A 16,521-nucleotide genomic window follows, 5' to 3' on the forward strand; every position below is an offset into this window, starting at 1 on the left:
GACCTGATTTCTCGGATCAGGCCGCGCCCAGATACCCCGCGAGTTGCCCGGGCATGATGTTCCCGCCGCTCAGCAGCGCCACGACCTTCTTGCCCTCCAGAGACGCGATGCCGTTCAGGAGCGCGGCGACACCGACCGCGCCTCCGGGCTCGACCACGAGTTTCGTCGTCCCCACCAGGTACTTTACCGCGTCGATCGCCTGTTCGTCCGATACGAGGACCATCTCGTCCACGTAGGCCATTACGTGTTCGAAGGTGAGATCGCCCGGCCGGGGCGCGACGAGTGAATCGCACACCGTGTCCGGTTCCGGCACCTCGCAGATCTCCTTCTTCATAAAAGACCGGTAAACCGCCTGCGACCCTTCGGGTTGCACCCCGATCACCTTCACCGCGGGGTTCAGCGTCTTCACGGCCGTGGCGACGCCGCCGATCAGGCCTCCGCTGCTCACGGGGACGATCACGGCGTCCAGGTCCGGCGCCTGTTCCATGATCTCGGCGCCGATGCTGCCATGGCCCCGTATGACATTCGCGTCTTCCCAGGTGTTGATCGCGGTGATGCCCCGTTCCCGGCCCAGCCGGTCCAGCGTGTCCCACCTCGCCTGGTTGTGGTTTTCGCACAGCACCGCTTCGGCGCCGTATTCCCTCGTGCGCTGCACCTTGTAGGGCGAGGTCTTTTCCATCATCACGATCGCCGTCGGAATCCCGAGCAGCGTGCCCATGTAGGCGAAAGCGGTCGCGAAATTACCGGAGGATGAGATCGCGGCCCCTTTCTTCTTCTGGTCCGCGGAAAGGCGGTTCAGGATGGTATAGGCCGCGCGCGTCTTGTAAGACCCCGTCACCTGCAGGTTTTCCGCCTTCAGCCAGACGTCCGCGCCGGCCTGATCGGAAATCGCACCCGACTGCAGGACGGGCGTGTAGACGACCTGCGGTGGTAGTTCCTTCCTCGCCTGTTCGATTTCTTCCAGGGTAATCAGCATGGTCCACACAATCTGTGCCCGGTCATCATGCCGTCAAGCGAATTCAACTACGCGGCCGCGCAGGATAACGGGCCGCGCAGGATAACGGGCCACGCAGGATAACGGGCCATAGTTGTCAAAGAAAAAGATTTGTCTTGCTGGACAAACCCGCGAAGGGCCTCTATATTTCGCCCGCCATATACCGACCGTCTTGTTCCGCCCGTCCGACAGGCTACGGGCATCACTTGAAGGATTACACGCGCTGGATTGTAAAATATAAGATGGAAGTGAACGTCAATGTCCGTTGTTCCTTAATGCTTCGTCCGATGCTGGAGGACTTAATGTCGTTATTCCCACCCGTCCGCAAAACCGGCGGCACATGTTTCATTTTGGCCTTTCTGTTGTTCCTCCCAGGCATCACCGGGGCGCAAGCGCCGCAGGATCGGATCGCGACCGAAACGGACATGACGGAATCCGTAATGGCGATGACTGATGCGATCGACCGGACGTCGGACCCGCGACCGTTCAGCGTTCCCCTGCCCGTATCCAAGTCGCCCTTCGACTACCGGAACCTGGATCCCGCGGACTTCATGCTGGAGGCTAAGCGGGTAAGTTCTTCCATCCAGGTGGACGGCCATCTCGACGAACTCGAATGGCAGCAGGCGGACGTCGCCAACGATTTCTTCCAGCTCGAACCGGTTGAGGGTGCACCGGCCACGTATCCCACCGAGGTCCGGGTGATGTACGACGACAGGAACCTGTACGTGGGATTCGTCTGCTTCGATCCGAATCCGGAGCAGATCATGGCGCCGGACATGCAACGGGACACCCGGATGAGTTTCTCCAACGACATGGTCACGGTCGTCATCGCGTCGCTTGACCACTACCGCGAAGCCTTCGAATTCCAGACCAATCCCAACGGCGCCCGGTCCGACTCCTTCGTCAGCGCCGAGGGCAACAACACCGACCGAGACTGGAACGGGCTGTGGAACGCGGCCAGCCAGGTATATGATTACGGATGGTCGGCCGAGTACGTGATCCCGTTCCACACCCTCCGGTTTCCGCATCGCCGCGATCAGACGTGGGGCATTAACTTCGGACGCCGCATACAGCGCACCAGGGAGGAATCGTTCTGGGTTCCGCTGAGCCTGAGGGACGGCGACCAGGCGCTGTACCGCTTCGGCAAGGGCGGCCGGCTGACAGCCCTGTCCGACATCACGCCGGGCGGGCGGGTGCAGGCGACACCCTTCACCGTGCTCGGCGCCCAGTCCTCCCGGTTTACGGAAACCGCCCCGACGCCCGTCCTGCCCATCGCGGCGACGGACCTCGACAACGGCATGCAACGGAAACTGGGTGGCGACCTGAAGGTCAGCATTACTTCCGGGATGACGCTGAACGCCACGGTCAACCCCGATTTCGCCCAGGTGGAAGCGGACGATGAGGTCGTAAACCTTTCCCGCTTCGAATTCCAGTTTACCGAGAAGCGGCCCTTCTTCCTGGAGCGCAGCGATATCTTCACCCTGAACGAACGGCCGCAGCGACGCGGACCTCCGCGCGGCGGCGGCGATCTGACGCCCCAGCTCTTCTTCAGCCGGCGCGTCGGCCGGCAGTTGCCGGACGGGCAAACCGTACCCATCGACCTCGGGATGCGCCTTACCGGCAAGTTCGGTCACACGACCGTAGGGTTCCTGAACGTCCAGACCCGGGAGACCCAGTACGACGACGACGGCGAACAGAAGACGGAACCGCTGACCAACTGGCAGGCTTTGCGTGTACGGCAGGACTTTGGAACACGGTCGAGCATGGGCATGCTGGCCACCTTCAAGGAACCGAATCCCCGGTTCGACGACCGGTTCGGAATGGCCCTGCCCCGGTACGCGGATTCGGACTACAACAGGGTGTTGGGGTTCGATCTGAACCTGGCCGCACGGGCGACCAATCACCGGGGGCAGATCACCTTCGCCAAGAGCTGGACGGATACGCTGAGCACCAGCAACCAGGACTGGACCTTCCGGGCAATCCAACGCTGGCAGAATCGTTGGTTGATGTACGGCGTTTCCTACCTGGATATCGGTGAGGATTTCATCAGCCAGACCGGGCTGGTCCGGGACGAGGGCCTGCAACGGATCGGGGGTGGACTTACGGCCAACACCTTTCTGCGCCGGTTTGGCATACGGCGTATCAACGGGGGTTTTCGGAGTAATTACGTGACCCGGAAGGATACGGGCTTCAACGATGCCGATTCCTGGTCCTTCTCGCCTAACGTGTTCCTGGAACTGGAACGGGGTCTGTGGATCTCCGCTTCATACGATATGAGATTCGATACGCTGAGCAAAACGACGCGCATCGCCGGCGTGCATTTCCCCGAGGGATCCTATTCCTACAACCAGGCAAACGTGTTCCTCTTCACCGACAGCGGCCGGAAGTTCTCCGGTCGAGGCAGTGTCCGGTACGGTCGATTCTACGGCGCCGATCTGCTCAGTCTTTCGAGCGAACTTTCCATTAAGCCGAACCCCCGTTTCGCGCTGGAACCGGGTATCACGCGCAGCCGCGTCGACCGGGGCAACCGTGAGGGACTGGAGGCCGACGAATACGATCATCGTACCCAGCTCATACCCAGCGTCCGGATGAGTTACGCCTTCACGCCGAACCTTTCATTCTCCTCTTTCATCCAGTTCAACGCGGACAGGCAAAGGGAGATCGACGACTTCCACACGAATACGGTTACGATGAACCTCCTTCTCGCCTACCGATCGCCCTTCGGCCACTCGTTCTTCCTGGCCTTCAACCAGTTCCGTGACGACGACCTAGATACCGACGGAAGCTTCGGGGTTTACGAACGGACGCCGCTAAGGCTGCGGGACCAGCAGATCGTGGCCAAGGTCTCCTACCTGTTCAACCTGTAGGCTGTTTCCAATCATACTGAATATGAACCTGCTTAGACCGATAGCCGTGGTGTACGCACTTACGATTTGTCTGCTTCTCGCTGCGCACGGCGAGGCGGCAGCCCAGGATCGGAGAACCTCGGGCTGGTACGTTTCCGGTGGGTTGGGCGGCAACCTGGCCTACGGCCTGGACCAGTCGGGCTCGAACACGGAATCCACCTGTTATCCCACCAGCGCCTGTTTCGATATGATTCTGCGGGACATTCCCGGCTACCGGTGGCGTTACGACCCATCCGCCGACCGGGGTATCGGATACGATGCGGCCGTCGGACGGATATTCGACCGCACCCGAATCGAGGTCGCGTACGCGCAACGGAGAAACAAGGTCGACCAGGGTCCGCCCCTTGAGATCACTTACCTCGACGGCAGCACGGCGGGCGCCAGTTCCTTCCTTGGTCGGGGGCTAGTTCAGGCTACCAGCACAAATTTCTTTGAAGACTTCGTGACGAGAACGGTGTCTCTGAACGCGTATTACGACCTTCCCTTCGGACCGAGCAGGATCACGCCCTACGTGGGGGTGGGAACCGGCATTGCGTTCGTGGAACTGACCCGGATCTTCTTTTCGATCGAATACAGCGACCCCTCCGGAGAGGGTACGATCTACGACCCGCCCCTGTCCTTCTACAACAGCAAGCAGGATACCAAATTGTCGGACACGGTATTCGCGGGGCATGTGTACGCGGGCGCCGACTACAGCCTGAACGATCGTGCCGCAGTCGGCCTGAAAGCGGCCTATTCGAGGGTGGACGACGTGGAACACATCGGGACGTACGAGTACCATCCCCACTTCGATACGGATCCTTCGCTTACAAACAAAAACACGTTCAGCGCCACGAACCACTGGTCCGTGACACTGAACGTGCGCTTCCTGTTTGGTAATTGACTGGAATGTCGTTTCCCGGACCGGGCGATGCCCACCGGGCCTCCAACCGCCGAGCCTCCAACCGCTGGGCCTCCAACCGCCGGGCTTCCAACCGCCGAGCCTCCAACCGCTGGGCCGTCAACCCAACCCTACCCCGTAGAATCGACGAAGACCTGGTGCGCGCTGCGGTCCTTTCCGCCATCCTGCGCATGCTGGTATGACCGGTGCTCGGACGGCTTGCCAAGCGAGGTAAGGGCCAGCATTTTCTCCGCGGTCTTCGTGGCCACGTAGGGCCGCCGGATGTCCGTCGGGTTCGCCTGGATGTGCTGCTTCCATGCGCCCAGATCCGTCTTCGCCTGGATCAACCCCTTGATCATCCCCATGTCGTTCAACATGGCCACGTCGTCCGCGGGACCCAGGATGATCGCCCCGGTGATCGTGGAGCCGTCCCAGATCAGCTTCCGGTAGACCGGACGGTTGGCGTTGATGACCTCGGTGACGTCGCCGTCGCCGGACCAGTCGCCGAAACTGGCGCACTGCAGGCCGCACACGTCCAGGATGTTGATCAGCAGGCTGCCAGGATACTCCACGTCCTGGCCGGCCATATTCGCGCCCGCGATCCGGCCGTGGTCGACGGCGGTGGGCTGAATGGCGTGTACCGCCTGACCGCCGGAGGACAGGTCCGGTCCCTCGGCCACGTCACCCGCCGCATACACGTTGGCCACGTTGGTCTGGCACCGGTTGTTGACCAGGACGCCCTCGTTGGTCTCGATACCCGATCCGTCGAGAAAGCCGATATTGGCCTTGATCCCTGTGGCGACGATGACCACGTCCGCGCGGGTGGACGACCCATCGGAAAGCTGCAGGGTCTTCACGCCGTCGTGGCCGTGATCGATGGCCTGCACGCTCACGCCGGTGTGGACTTCGACGCCCTGGGACTCGAGCCAGGAGCCCACCAGGGAAGCGCCCTGGGCGTCCAGCATGCGAGGCAGCACCTGGTCTTCCAGTTCGATCACCTTCAGGCGTGCGCCGCGCTTGTGCATCGCGTTGAGGATGATGAATCCGATGAACCCGGCCCCGATGAAGGCCACCTCGGCATCGCTTCCCAGGGCGTCCACGGTCTTTTCCGCGTCGGCCACGGTCCAGAGATTGTGGACGCCGTCGCCGTCCGCGCCGGGTATGTTCAGCTGCTGGGCGGACGATCCCGTGGCGATCAGCAGGTTGTCGAAGGGTACCATGGATCCGTCGCTGAGCGTGAGCATGCTCGCGTGGGGATTCACCTCGGAGACGCTGACTCCGAAGCGGGTCTTCACCCCCAGCCTGCCGAAATAGTCGTCGTCTCCTGTATTCACCTGCTCGACCGGTATATTTCCTGAAATGTAGTAGGGCAGGGCCATGCGGGAATAGGCCGGTTCATCGGAGATCAGGGTGATGGACGCGTCCGCATCGTAACCGCGGATCGTTTCGATGGCATTCATCCCGCCCGGTCCGCCGCCTACAATCACGTGTTCTGTCGCCATAATCCGCTCCTTCTAAAGAAAGTACCGAAAAACGAAAGTACAGGTCATCAGTGGTTACGCAAGTCCCAGCTCCATCAGTTTTTCCCTGGTGGGCCGTCCGTCCGCCGTCCAGCCCCGGGCCGCGTAGTAGTCCGGCAGCATGGCGTCGAGATCGACGGTCACTCCCGCCGACGGCCCTTCCTTGTGGGCTTCTTCCATCAGTCTTTTCGGCAGCGTGTCATCGGCCGCGGTGAGACCGGCCTTCAGGTTCCACAGCCGTTCGATGTTCCATATCCGCTCGCCGATGTGCACGAAGTCGTCCATGGTGTAGTCCACGCCGGTGGCCGCGGACAGCACGGGGATCAGGTCGTCCAGAGGCGCGCCCGCCGTGGTGAACATGCAGATGCCCGTGGCGTCGTGGGCGGTGGTCCGGTTCTGCTCCTCGGCCACCCAGACCGACTTTCCGTCGGTACCGTGGGGATCGTACTCGCCGCTGGTCTCGATGCCGGGCGTCCAGGCCCTCAGGTGACAGGCGCCGCGGTTGCAGGTGGCATAGGCCACGCCCATGCCCTGGAATCCCCGGGGATCATAGGCCGGGAACTCCTGCCCCTTGACGCCCATGAAGTACTCCGGATGCTCGAACTTGTCGGTCATCCGCTTGGAGCCCTCGGCCAGCTCGTCGCCGAAGCCTTCCCGGAATCCCGTGGCTTCCGTCATGGCGATCAGGGCCTTGCCGTCGCCGAACCGTAGCGCCATGCCCGTCTGCTCATCACTCAGCAGGCCCCGCTCGTACATCTCCATGGCCGTGGCCAGCGTGGCGCCCATGGAGATGGGATCCATGCCCAGGTCGTTGCACAGGTAGTTGGCCATCACGATGGCGTCCATGTCGTCCACGCCGCAGTCGGCCCCCAGCGACCAGAGGTTCTCGTACTCCGGTCCCTCCCCGGCGACCTTCCAGTTGCGGGGATGCATGTTGACCATGTACTTGTCGGCGTTGGGGGACACCTGGGTCACGCGGCCGCAGGCGATATTGCAGGCGAAGCAGGCCTTGTTGGCGACCAGCCAGTTATCCTTGATGCTCTCCCCGTTGATCGCCTCGGTGCCTTCGAACTGGCCGGCCGTGAAATTGCGCGTCGGCAGGCCGCCGAAGGTGTTGACCAGGTCGACCGTGGGGGCCGTGCCCAGTTCCGTGAGGCCCTGCCGGCCGGGACTCTCCGCCAGGTGTTCGTGGTAGGACCAGATGGCGGACATGTAATCCCGGGGCCGCGCGATCCGCACGCCCTGGTTGCCCTGTACGGCGATGGCCTTCAGGTTCTTGGAACCCATGACGGCGCCGACGCCGGAACGACCGGCCGCCCGGTGCTTGTCGTTGACGATGCACGCGAACCGCACCAGATTCTCGCCCGCCGGTCCGATGCCGGCCACCCGCAGTTTGGGCATGCCGGTCTCGTCGCGGATGGCGTCCTCGGTCTCCGAGACCACTTTGCCCCACACGCCGGCGGCGTCGCGGATCTCGACGCGGTCATCGTCGACGAGGAGGTAGCAGGGACGGTCCGCCCGGCCTTCCACGATCACCATGTCGTAGCCGGCAAACTTGAGTTCCGGGCCCCAGTGTCCGCCCGAATTGGACGTCGTGATGGCGCCGGTGAGCGGTCCCTTGGTGACCACCATGTAGCGGGCACCGCAGGAGGCGTTGGTGCCCGTGAGCGGCCCGGTGGCCATGATCAGCTTGTTGTCGGGACCGAGGGCGTCGAACGAGGGGTCCATCTCCTCGTAGAGGTACCGGGCGGCCAGTCCGCGGCCGCCGATGTACTCCTCGGCCCAGTCCAGTCTCAGGGGCTCTTTGGTCGCCTTGCCCCGCGACAGGTCCACCCGCAGGATATGGCCGGCCCACCCGTGTGTCATGAAGAAACTCCATTCCTCGGCTCAGGCCGGGTGATACGGGGTCGCGCCCCGGTCACATTTGGCCCGGGACGCGCCCAGTGAATCCCCCTGGCACGGGAGCCGGATCGGGCGCTACGCCAGTCCCAGCGACGCCAGTTTCTCCTGAGTGGGTTCGCCTTCCGCGTTCCAACCGCGGATTTCGTAGTATTCCGGCAGCATCTCGCCGAGGCGGTTCACTTCGCCCTTGGTCGGTCCATCGGGGATCGGTTCTTCGAGCAGCCGTTTCGGCAGCGTATCGTCCTTGCCCGTGAAGCCCGCCCGCTGGTTCCACATGCGCTCGATGTTCCAGACGCGCTCCCCGACCTCCAGCAGTTCGGGCACCGTGTAGGAGATGCCGGTCACCGCCTCGAGCTGGGGCTGTATCTCATCCAGGCCCACGCCGAAGGTGAGGAACAGGCAGAGGCCCGACGCGTCCACGGTGCAGGTGGCGTCCTGGAAGATCTTGGTGATCTCCGCCTTGCCTTCCGTCACGGCCGGGTCCATCTTTTCCGGGATCCCCAGGATCTCGGGGGCGACCGTGTAGCTCTTCAGGTGGCAGGCGCCCCGGTTCGAGGTCGCGTAACCCAGGCCCATGCCCTGGATCGCCCGGGCGTCGTAGGCCGGGAACTCCTGGCCGCGCACGCCCATGAAGAACTCGGGTCGGTTGAACTTGGCGGTCATGCGCTTGGAGCCCTCGGCCAGTTCATCGCCGAAGCCTTCGCGGTAGGCCGCCTTTTCCGTCATGGCGACGAGCGCATCACCGCTCCCGAAGTTCAGCGGCATGCCGGTCTGCTCATCGCTCACGGCGCCGGTTTCGTACAGCTCCATGGCCGCGGCGAGCGTCGCCCCGAAGGAAATCGGGTCCATGCCCAGTTCGTTGCACATGGCGTTCGCCTTGATGAGGGCGTCCAGGTCATTGATGCCGCAGTCGGCGCCCATGGCCCAGGCGTTCTCGTACTCCGGTCCCTCCACCGCGATCTTCCAGTTGTGGGGCCGGGTGGTCACGGTGAACTTGTCCTGCGCCTCGCCCGGTAGCTGGGACACCCTGCCGCAGGCGATCGTACAGCCGAAACACGCCTTGTTCGCCACCAGCCGCGTATCGGCCAGGGTCTCCCCGCTGATGTTGTCCGCGCCTTCGAGCTGCGAGACCTGGTGGTTGTTCGTCGGCAGTGCGCCGCTCTCGTTGATGATGTTGACCAGCACCGCGGTGCCGTATGCGGCCAGACCCTCACCCGTTACCGGATGCTCGACCAGCTTGCTCTTCATCTCCCACATGGCCGACATGAACTTCTGCGGGTCGGCGATGGGCACGCCCCCGGTACCGCGTACGGCAATGGCTTTGAGGTTCTTCGAACCCATGACCGCGCCGACGCCGGATCGTCCGGCGGCCCGGTGCCGGTCATTGACTATGGCGGCGAAACGTACGAGGTTCTCGCCCGCCGGACCAATACAGGTAACGACCGTATCGTGCTGCCCCGACTCCTCCCGGACGATATCATCGGTCTCCCATACCGTCTTGCCCCACAGGTGCTCTGCGGAGCAGATCCGGACGTCGCCGTCGCAGATGGAGATGTAGGACGGAACCGGCGCCCGGCCTTCCACGATCAGCATGTCGTAGCCGGCGAACTTCAGTTCCGGTCCCCAGTGGCCGCCCGAGTTGGACGTGGTGATGGCGTTCGTCAGCGCCCCCTTGGTGACCACCATGTAACGTGAACTCGTCGAGGCGTTCGTACCGGTCATGGGACCGGTCGCGAAAATCATCTTGTTGTCCGGGCCCAGCGCGTCCGCCGCCGGATCCATCTCTTCATAGAGGTACCTGGCCGCGAGACCGCGCCCGCCCACGAAGGACTTGGCCCAGTCCATGTTGAGGGGCTCTTTGGAGATCCGACCGGTGGTCAGATCTACGCGCAGGATCGTGCCTGTCCATCCGCCGTTGCTCATGCCGCGTTCCCTCCCTCGATGGATGTCAGGTAGGACTCGTTGACCTTCTCGGCCCAGCCGCCCAGCCAGTCGGCCGACTCGCTCTCGGTATACTCGATGGCGCCCGTCGGGCACGCGACCGCGCAGGCCGGATTGCCGTCGCACAGATCGCACTTGAAGGCCTTCTGTGTGTCGGGATTGTAGAACACCGTACCGAAGGGACAGGCGATGGTGCACAACCCGCAACCTACGCAGTTGGCATCGCCCACGACCTTGGCGCCGGTATCCGCGTCGATGCTGATGGCGTTCACGGGGCAGGCCGTCATGCACCAGGCTTCGTCGCACTGGAAACACGTGTACGGCGCGTAACTGGCCTGCTCATCGAAAATGTTCACGCGGATCAGCGACCGGGATGGTTGAAACATGCCGGTCTGCACCCAGGAACATGCCAGTTCGCACTGCATGCACCCGGTGCATTTTTCCGGGATTATGCGTAGAGATTTAGCCATGCCGACTCCCTTCTGTATCGATGAGCTGGATTTGGAGGCGTTTCTTTCTGTAGACTTGAACAACGGTAAAAATAGCGTATATGACAGGCCGCTAACGTTCGGATTTAAGGCCCGTCATCGCGAAGGACAACGATGTGTTAAGTAAGGTGATTACCTTAATACTGCTGGGGTTATTAAACAGTATAACAACTAAAAACAGAATGGCAACAGTTAAATCTGCGGTTCTGGCCGGTCGGCCACGGCTGTCCTGGCCTGGTCACGACTGACCGGGCCCAGCCGGCTTGCCTATGGATCGGTCTGGCCGGCTTGCCTGTGCATCGGCCTGTGCGGCTTGCTTACGCTCCGGGTGGCCGGTAGGTCACGCTCTTGCCGACCGCTTCGTCGATCGTCTCGGGTGAGATCAGTACCGTCGTGGATACCTCGAGCGCGCCCGCCGCGGCCACGTTGAGGGCAATCGCGGTCGCGGTAGCTTCATCGGGGATTTCGGCGATCAGTATGAGATCGTCGTCTCCCATGGCGTAATAGAAACCTTCCAGGCTGCCGCCCATCCCTTCGATCGTCTGCGAAAGGGCCGCGCGCCGGCCGGTGCCACCCTCCCTGATCAGTCCCTGCAGGCCCGCTTGCGTGTACTTGGTACGGTACATGTACTTCGCCATGTCACTTCCTCCCACGGAAGTAGTTGTATGGCCCGTGCCACACCTTCCCGCTGCACGGACTCCGGATGGTTGCTAAAGACGTTTATACCTGTTAACAAGGTACGATCGCGCGGTGACTGTCAAGCGGATTTTGAAGGCGTGGAACAGGACCCGGTCTGCATGCCGGGGATGTGCTGGCGGGCAGTAAGATCTGTGCACTTGCGCCGGTGATTCGCGTTGATCTATATTAATCGATACGCTTCCTGTTGTTCCGCCAACCTGACCGAGTCTCGCCTGTGCCTCCGCCGTCCGATCCGACGACCAGTCATCCGCACGAATCCAATCGCCGTCATTGGGACGCAGCGGCCGGGCGGTGGGCGAAGCTCCGGGACCGGGACGGTCTGTGGCGCCGCTGTCCCGTGGAGCCCGAACTGGGGTTCGCAGGCGGCGCATACGAGTTGATAGGTTCCCTAGTCGGCGACATGGAAGGAAAGGATGTCTGCGTCATCGGCAGTGGGGACAACTACGCGGCCTTCGCCCTGGCGGGCATGGAAGCTAGCGTCACCTCGGTAGACATCTCCGATCGACAATTGGATACTGCATCCGGTCGCGCGGAGCAACTGGGTCTTTCCATTGCATTCGTTCGGGCCGACGCAGCCGATCTCAAGCCGCTGGCGGACCGGACGTACGACCTGGTCTGCTCGACCAACGGATTCTTCGTCTGGATCGCGGATCTGCGTACGGTCTATGGGGAGATTTTTCGCATACTGAAGCCCGGCGGACACTACGTCTTCTATGATGTGCATCCCTTTCAGAGGCTCTGGAAAGGCGGGAACTGTTCGATCGAGGTGGAAAAAACCTACTGGCAAACCGGGCCTTATCGAGACGAAAAAGATGAGACCTTTGAATACAACTGGACGCTCGGCGAGATCTTGAATCCTCTGACGGATACGGGATTTGTCCTTCGCCGCGTCCTGGAACACCCGGCCGGCGATGAGAACTACTGGGAGGGTTCTTCATTTCTGCCGTGCAGCGACAGGCGGCTTCTGGATTGGAAGGAGAATCCCTTGGCCGCCCTCCCGGTCTGGCTCTCAGCGGCGTTACAGAAGCCGGTGTGATGCCAGGCAGTTTCGTCCCACCCGACGGCCGGAAACAGGCTGATCCCTCACTCAGGGGCGGTAATGACCAAAGGTTCTCGTGCAACTTTTCGCGGCGTCCCCCTGGGGAGCAGGGTCCACGTCACCGGCAACAGTTGTTCGGGAAAAAGCACCCTGGGCCGACGGATTGCCTCTGCACTTGACGTCCCTCACGTGGAGCTGGACGCCCTCAACTGGGAACCGGGATGGGTCAGCCTCGCCGAAAAAGATCCCGAAGAGCTGGAACGGCAAATCTCGGACGCGACATCGGGAGACGGCTGGGTGGTCTCGGGTTCGTACATGGGCTTTTCGATGCGGACTTTCTGGTCCAGGGTGGAAACGGTCGTCTGGCTGGACCTGCCCGTGCACCGGCTGCTCTGGCGCGTGCTGGTCCGGTCGTGGAAACGCTCGCGTTCGAAAGAATTGCTCTGGGGCACCAATTACGAGCGATTCTGGCCCCAGCTGAAGGTGTGGAACCGGGAGGACTCGCTGGTCTGGTGGATCGTTACCCAGCAGGGCAGGAAGCGCCGGCGCATGCGGGCCTGCATGGAGGATCTCGAATGGCGGCACATCGCTTTTGTCAGACTCGGATCCAACGCGGAAATCGAAGCGTTCTTGCGTACCGTGAAAGGTATTCGCCCGTAGCTTAATCGAATCGTTGATTTTAGGCTGATTCAAAATCAAATCTTGATTTAGCCTGAAATGTGCGGTTGATCGTCTGGAAAGAGGAGCTGTAAAGTGCGCCGGGGCAAGCTATGGTGGTCGAAACCGGCTGTCTCATGCATCGTGCGCGTGACGGCCTGCCTGGTCTTCGCAGTCTGCGTAGTCTACACGGCGTTCATTCCCACTGCCGCCCTTTCCGTACCAGCCGTCGCCGTGCAGGTAGAAACCGAGGATAATACCGTGTTCTGGTCGACCACACTGAAGATGATCCGTGCGAAGTTCCCAGGGGTCTCGCAGCTTTCCACCGACAGCCTGCAGACCTGGCTGGAGGAGCCAGGGCAGGCGCAGATGGGGCGTCCGCTGCTTCTGGACGTGCGGGAGAAGGAGGAATACGAGGTCAGCCACTTGAAAGAAGCCGTACTTGCCGCTTCTGAGAAGGAGGCAATTGAGGTGCTTGAAGGCGTTCCTCCGGATCGGCCCGTCGTGCTCTACTGTTCCGTGGGCTACCGGTCGTCGGAGATGGCCGACTTCCTGCATAAGAGGGGATACGAAAAGGTCTACAACCTGGAAGGATCAATCTTCGCCTGGGCCAATGAGGGACGACCCGTCTATCAAGGTGACGAACGCGTACACGTTGTCCATCCCTATGACCGGGTGTGGGGCAAGCTGCTGAAGAAGGTGCTCAGGTCCTGGTGAGCCGTGTAAATTCCCTGCCTAGCGGTTTCTTCCGCCCCACCAGGAGCAGGTTCGCCGGCAGATTCTCCAGCGGCGCCTTGCCCTCCCAGTCCTGACGCCCGTCCCCGTATTCCTCCATGGCCGTGAGTTCGCATCCGCCATCCAGCATGGCGCGAACCATGTCCGATACCGTCCAGTGGAATTCGTAACTCGGGAGCGGTCCCGGATCACCTGAAAGATCCTCGGACCGGTCGTAGGTAAGGGGACCGTTGTCGAAGTAGTGGTATTCCTGCTTCAGCGGACCGGCCGAATGTTTCCAGATCCGGCGGAAGGGATGGTACTCGTTGACCATGAACAGTCCGCCTGGTTTAAGTATCCGAATGGCTTCTCCGTAGTAGCGCTTCAGATCGGACACCCACACGGCAACATGACCGCCCGTGTAGACAATGTCGAACCCACCACCAGGAGGGTCGCCCGGTCCGTCCGGTCCGTCCGGGTCTCCCGGCTCGTCCGGGTCGCCTGGTTCGTCCGGATCGCCAAGGCCTCCCAGCTCGGTCACGTCCGCCCGGTGAAAGGCGATCGATAGACCGAGTTCTTCCGCTCTTCCGGCGGCGATGTCCAGTTGGGCCTGCGAGATATCCACGGAGGTGACCCGGGCTCCGGCGACGGCCAGGGCGAAGGCTACCAGGTTGTCCCCGCTGCCCAGTACGCAGATGGACCGGCCGGACATGTCGCCGAGGTATTTCAGCTCGACGTCGTCCAGGGCGATGCGGATATCGCCCGGAATCCCGCGCCAGTCCACTTTGGCGTCAAAACCCGCCTGCCACTGGGCGGCAGCGGCGTCCCAGCCCCGGCGATTCGCCTCGTGCATGGGATGCCGGCACATGATCTTAAGTCCTTTCAGGTCCTTCGGGCCACCCAGACCTGTTCATTGCCATGCTCGAATGGACCACGCTGGAAGTCCCCGTAGAGCGCTTCGATTTCGTAGCCGCAAAGTTCGAGAAGATACTGCATCTCGAACCGATGGACATAGCGTAGATACAATGGGGTGGTGGTCTTCGAAATCACCCGGCCCTCGTCGTCCACTTCTTCGAAGAACCGGTGTTCCTCCAGCGTCTGCTCCAAGGGATCGTACCGGCGTGTATCCGAAACAAGGACGCGGCGTCCCGTCTCGGGATGGGTGAACGAACCCAAGTGATTGAGGGTGCCCCTGGGCGGTTTCATGTAGGCCGCGATCAACTCGATGCTGGGGTCGAACACGTTGAAAACCAGCCGTCCCCGGTCCGTCAGATGCGCGCGGATCCGCGTCAAGGCCCGGCGCTGGTCCTCGCCGCTCATCATGTGAAGGAACGCGCGGTACGGAATGATGGCCAGCGGAAAACGCCGCTCCAGGCTGAACGTCCTCATATCGCCTTCGACGATCTGCATGCGTTGTTTCGTTTCGTCCGGCAGCGCGTCCATCTTGCGGCGCGCCACCTCCAGCATCGCGGGAGCCCGGTCCAGCCCCACGATGGACACGCCCGACTCGGCGATCGGGATCGTGATCCGGCCCGTACCGCAACCGATCTCCAGCACGGGGCCTTCCGCCCTGGCGGCTTCCTCCACGTAGAATGCCTCGTCGCCTTCGAGTCCCGTCGAAAAGCTGTCGTATATCCCGGCGTCCGTCCTGTCGTATTCCGACATATCATGCACTCCTCATCCAAAAACAGCCTGATACCGGACAGCAATCCGCGGTCCGCTTCCAAATACTTTCAAGACACGTAGCCTGATCCTCGACTATTATACATATGTAGGGATGCAGGACAATACGATCCCGCGGGCTGTTGTCTGCCCTGACACTGAAGACCGTCAGGCATTTCCAGTTTTCCTGGCCATCCACACCTGTTCCGTTCCGCGATGTAACGGACTGCGACGGAAGTCCCCATATAGCGCTTCGACTTCGAAACCGCAGAGTTCGAGGAGGTGCTGCATCTCATACCGATACAGGTAGCGGTAGAAAATCGGAATGACCGTATTGGAAACCTCTTTGCCTCCATGGTCCAGTTCGTGGAAATACTGGTAGACTGTCACGCTCTGTTCAACCGGATCGAATTGCCTCGTATCCCACGCCATGACCCGGTTACCGGAATCCGGATGCGTGAACGTCCAGATATGATCCAGCGAACCGCCCGGTGTATCCAGGCTGGCGGCGATCACATCCGGACTGGGGGCCATCACGTCGAATACAAGCCGGCCATAGTCGGTCAGATGATCGTTGATGCGCTTCAGCGCGGTTCGCTGATCTTCTTCGGTCAACATGTAATTGAAGGTGCGATAGGGTATAACGACCAGGTTAAAGCGCCGATCCAGGTCGAAGGCCCGCATGTCATGATCGACGAGTCGTACGCGTTGCCTCGTTTTATCAGGCAGACGGGCGACTTTAGCCCGCGCGATATCCAGCATCGCCGGTGCCTGGTCGAGACCGACGACGGCTACGCCGGACTCGGCGATAGGGATCATGATCCGGCCGGTGCCGCAGCCGATCTCCAGCACGGGACCGCCGGCTTTCCGTGCCTCTTCCACGTAGAACGCCACGTCGCCGTCGATCCCTGTCGAAAAGCGATCGTAGAATCCGGCGTCCGTCCGGTCATACTCCGACAAAATGTAGTACTCCCAGGCAACTTCAACGCGATACCGGAATTTAGTGACCAGGAACACCAGGTATCGATTCAACAGTGAACGGGGTCGACCCGAAAACGCATCCGGACCCGGGAACGCATCTTGTAACTCGCATGAATATCCCGCACGAGAACATAAAAC

Annotated in this window: 15 protein-coding genes; 5 read left to right on the forward strand and 10 right to left on the reverse strand. The window is 61.7% G+C overall.

The genetic code is table 11. The features are described 5' to 3' along the window. Nucleotides 1-16: 16 nt before the first annotated feature. Entirely contained in the window at nt 17-976 is a 960-nt protein-coding gene (locus tag F4Y38_00725) for a threonine/serine dehydratase (protein ID MXY47799.1), read from the reverse strand. Between the two features lie 260 nt (nt 977-1,236). Here F4Y38_00725 and F4Y38_00730 point away from each other — a divergent pair, with 260 nt between their 5' ends. Together F4Y38_00730 and F4Y38_00735 are read left to right on the forward strand one after the other, a co-directional pair. Next, nucleotides 1,237-3,861, forward strand: coding sequence for a carbohydrate binding family 9 domain-containing protein (locus tag F4Y38_00730; GenBank protein ID MXY47800.1), 2,625 nt, complete (start codon nt 1,237-1,239; stop codon nt 3,859-3,861). 22 nt (nt 3,862-3,883) lie between these two features. Continuing rightward, on the forward strand, nt 3,884-4,783 hold the full coding sequence (locus tag F4Y38_00735; GenBank protein ID MXY47801.1) for an outer membrane beta-barrel protein: 900 nt from the start codon (nt 3,884-3,886) through the stop codon (nt 4,781-4,783). Here F4Y38_00735 and F4Y38_00740 read toward each other — a convergent pair. The 6 genes from F4Y38_00740 to F4Y38_00765 all read right to left on the reverse strand — a co-directional run bounded on the left by F4Y38_00740 (nt 4,725) and on the right by F4Y38_00765 (nt 11,269). Beyond that, on the reverse strand, nt 4,725-4,964 hold the full coding sequence (locus F4Y38_00740; GenBank protein MXY47802.1) for a hypothetical protein: 240 nt from the start codon (nt 4,962-4,964) through the stop codon (nt 4,725-4,727). The genes F4Y38_00735 and F4Y38_00740 overlap by 59 nt on opposite strands. Next, on the reverse strand, nt 4,912-6,282 hold the full coding sequence (locus F4Y38_00745) for an NAD(P)/FAD-dependent oxidoreductase (GenBank protein MXY47803.1): 1,371 nt from the start codon (nt 6,280-6,282) through the stop codon (nt 4,912-4,914). Before F4Y38_00745 ends, F4Y38_00740 begins: the two co-directional genes overlap by 53 nt. Nucleotides 6,283-6,336: 54 nt before the next feature. Further along, complete coding sequence (locus tag F4Y38_00750) at nt 6,337-8,166, reverse strand: aldehyde ferredoxin oxidoreductase family protein (protein MXY47804.1); 1,830 nt, start codon at nt 8,164-8,166, stop codon at nt 6,337-6,339. Nucleotides 8,167-8,277: 111 nt separating this feature from the next. After that, nucleotides 8,278-10,125, reverse strand: coding sequence for an aldehyde ferredoxin oxidoreductase family protein (locus tag F4Y38_00755; GenBank protein ID MXY47805.1), 1,848 nt, complete (start codon nt 10,123-10,125; stop codon nt 8,278-8,280). Next, nucleotides 10,122-10,613: a 4Fe-4S dicluster domain-containing protein gene (locus tag F4Y38_00760; GenBank protein ID MXY47806.1), complete on the reverse strand. Its 492-nt coding sequence runs from the start codon at nt 10,611-10,613 to the stop codon at nt 10,122-10,124. The genes F4Y38_00755 and F4Y38_00760 overlap by 4 nt, the downstream gene beginning before the upstream one ends. Nucleotides 10,614-10,948: 335 nt before the next feature. Then, nucleotides 10,949-11,269: a GYD domain-containing protein gene (locus F4Y38_00765; GenBank protein ID MXY47807.1), complete on the reverse strand. Its 321-nt coding sequence runs from the start codon at nt 11,267-11,269 to the stop codon at nt 10,949-10,951. Nucleotides 11,270-11,667: 398 nt separating this feature from the next. Here F4Y38_00765 and F4Y38_00770 point away from each other — a divergent pair, with 398 nt between their 5' ends. From F4Y38_00770 to F4Y38_00780, 3 genes are all read left to right on the forward strand, one after another. Further along, nucleotides 11,668-12,366, forward strand: coding sequence for a class I SAM-dependent methyltransferase (locus F4Y38_00770; GenBank protein ID MXY47808.1), 699 nt, complete (start codon nt 11,668-11,670; stop codon nt 12,364-12,366). Nucleotides 12,367-12,429: 63 nt separating this feature from the next. Then, nucleotides 12,430-13,029: an adenylate kinase gene (locus F4Y38_00775; protein ID MXY47809.1), complete on the forward strand. Its 600-nt coding sequence runs from the start codon at nt 12,430-12,432 to the stop codon at nt 13,027-13,029. A 93-nt stretch (nt 13,030-13,122) separates the two neighbouring features. Beyond that, nucleotides 13,123-13,743, forward strand: coding sequence for a rhodanese-like domain-containing protein (locus F4Y38_00780; GenBank protein MXY47810.1), 621 nt, complete (start codon nt 13,123-13,125; stop codon nt 13,741-13,743). Here F4Y38_00780 and F4Y38_00785 read toward each other — a convergent pair. The 3 genes from F4Y38_00785 to F4Y38_00795 all read right to left on the reverse strand — a co-directional run. Further along, on the reverse strand, nt 13,730-14,608 hold the full coding sequence (locus tag F4Y38_00785) for a class I SAM-dependent methyltransferase (GenBank protein MXY47811.1): 879 nt from the start codon (nt 14,606-14,608) through the stop codon (nt 13,730-13,732). The genes F4Y38_00780 and F4Y38_00785 overlap by 14 nt on opposite strands. 14 nt (nt 14,609-14,622) lie before the next feature. Next, nucleotides 14,623-15,405, reverse strand: coding sequence for a class I SAM-dependent methyltransferase (locus F4Y38_00790; GenBank protein MXY47812.1), 783 nt, complete (start codon nt 15,403-15,405; stop codon nt 14,623-14,625). A 165-nt stretch (nt 15,406-15,570) separates the two neighbouring features. Further along, nucleotides 15,571-16,521, reverse strand: a 951-nt coding sequence (locus tag F4Y38_00795) for a class I SAM-dependent methyltransferase (protein MXY47813.1), incomplete at its 5' end; no start/stop codon positions are given.

It is taken from the genome of Gemmatimonadota bacterium (assembly GCA_009838645.1).
GTDB lineage: Bacteria > JAAXHH01 > JAAXHH01 > JAAXHH01 > JAAXHH01 > JAAXHH01.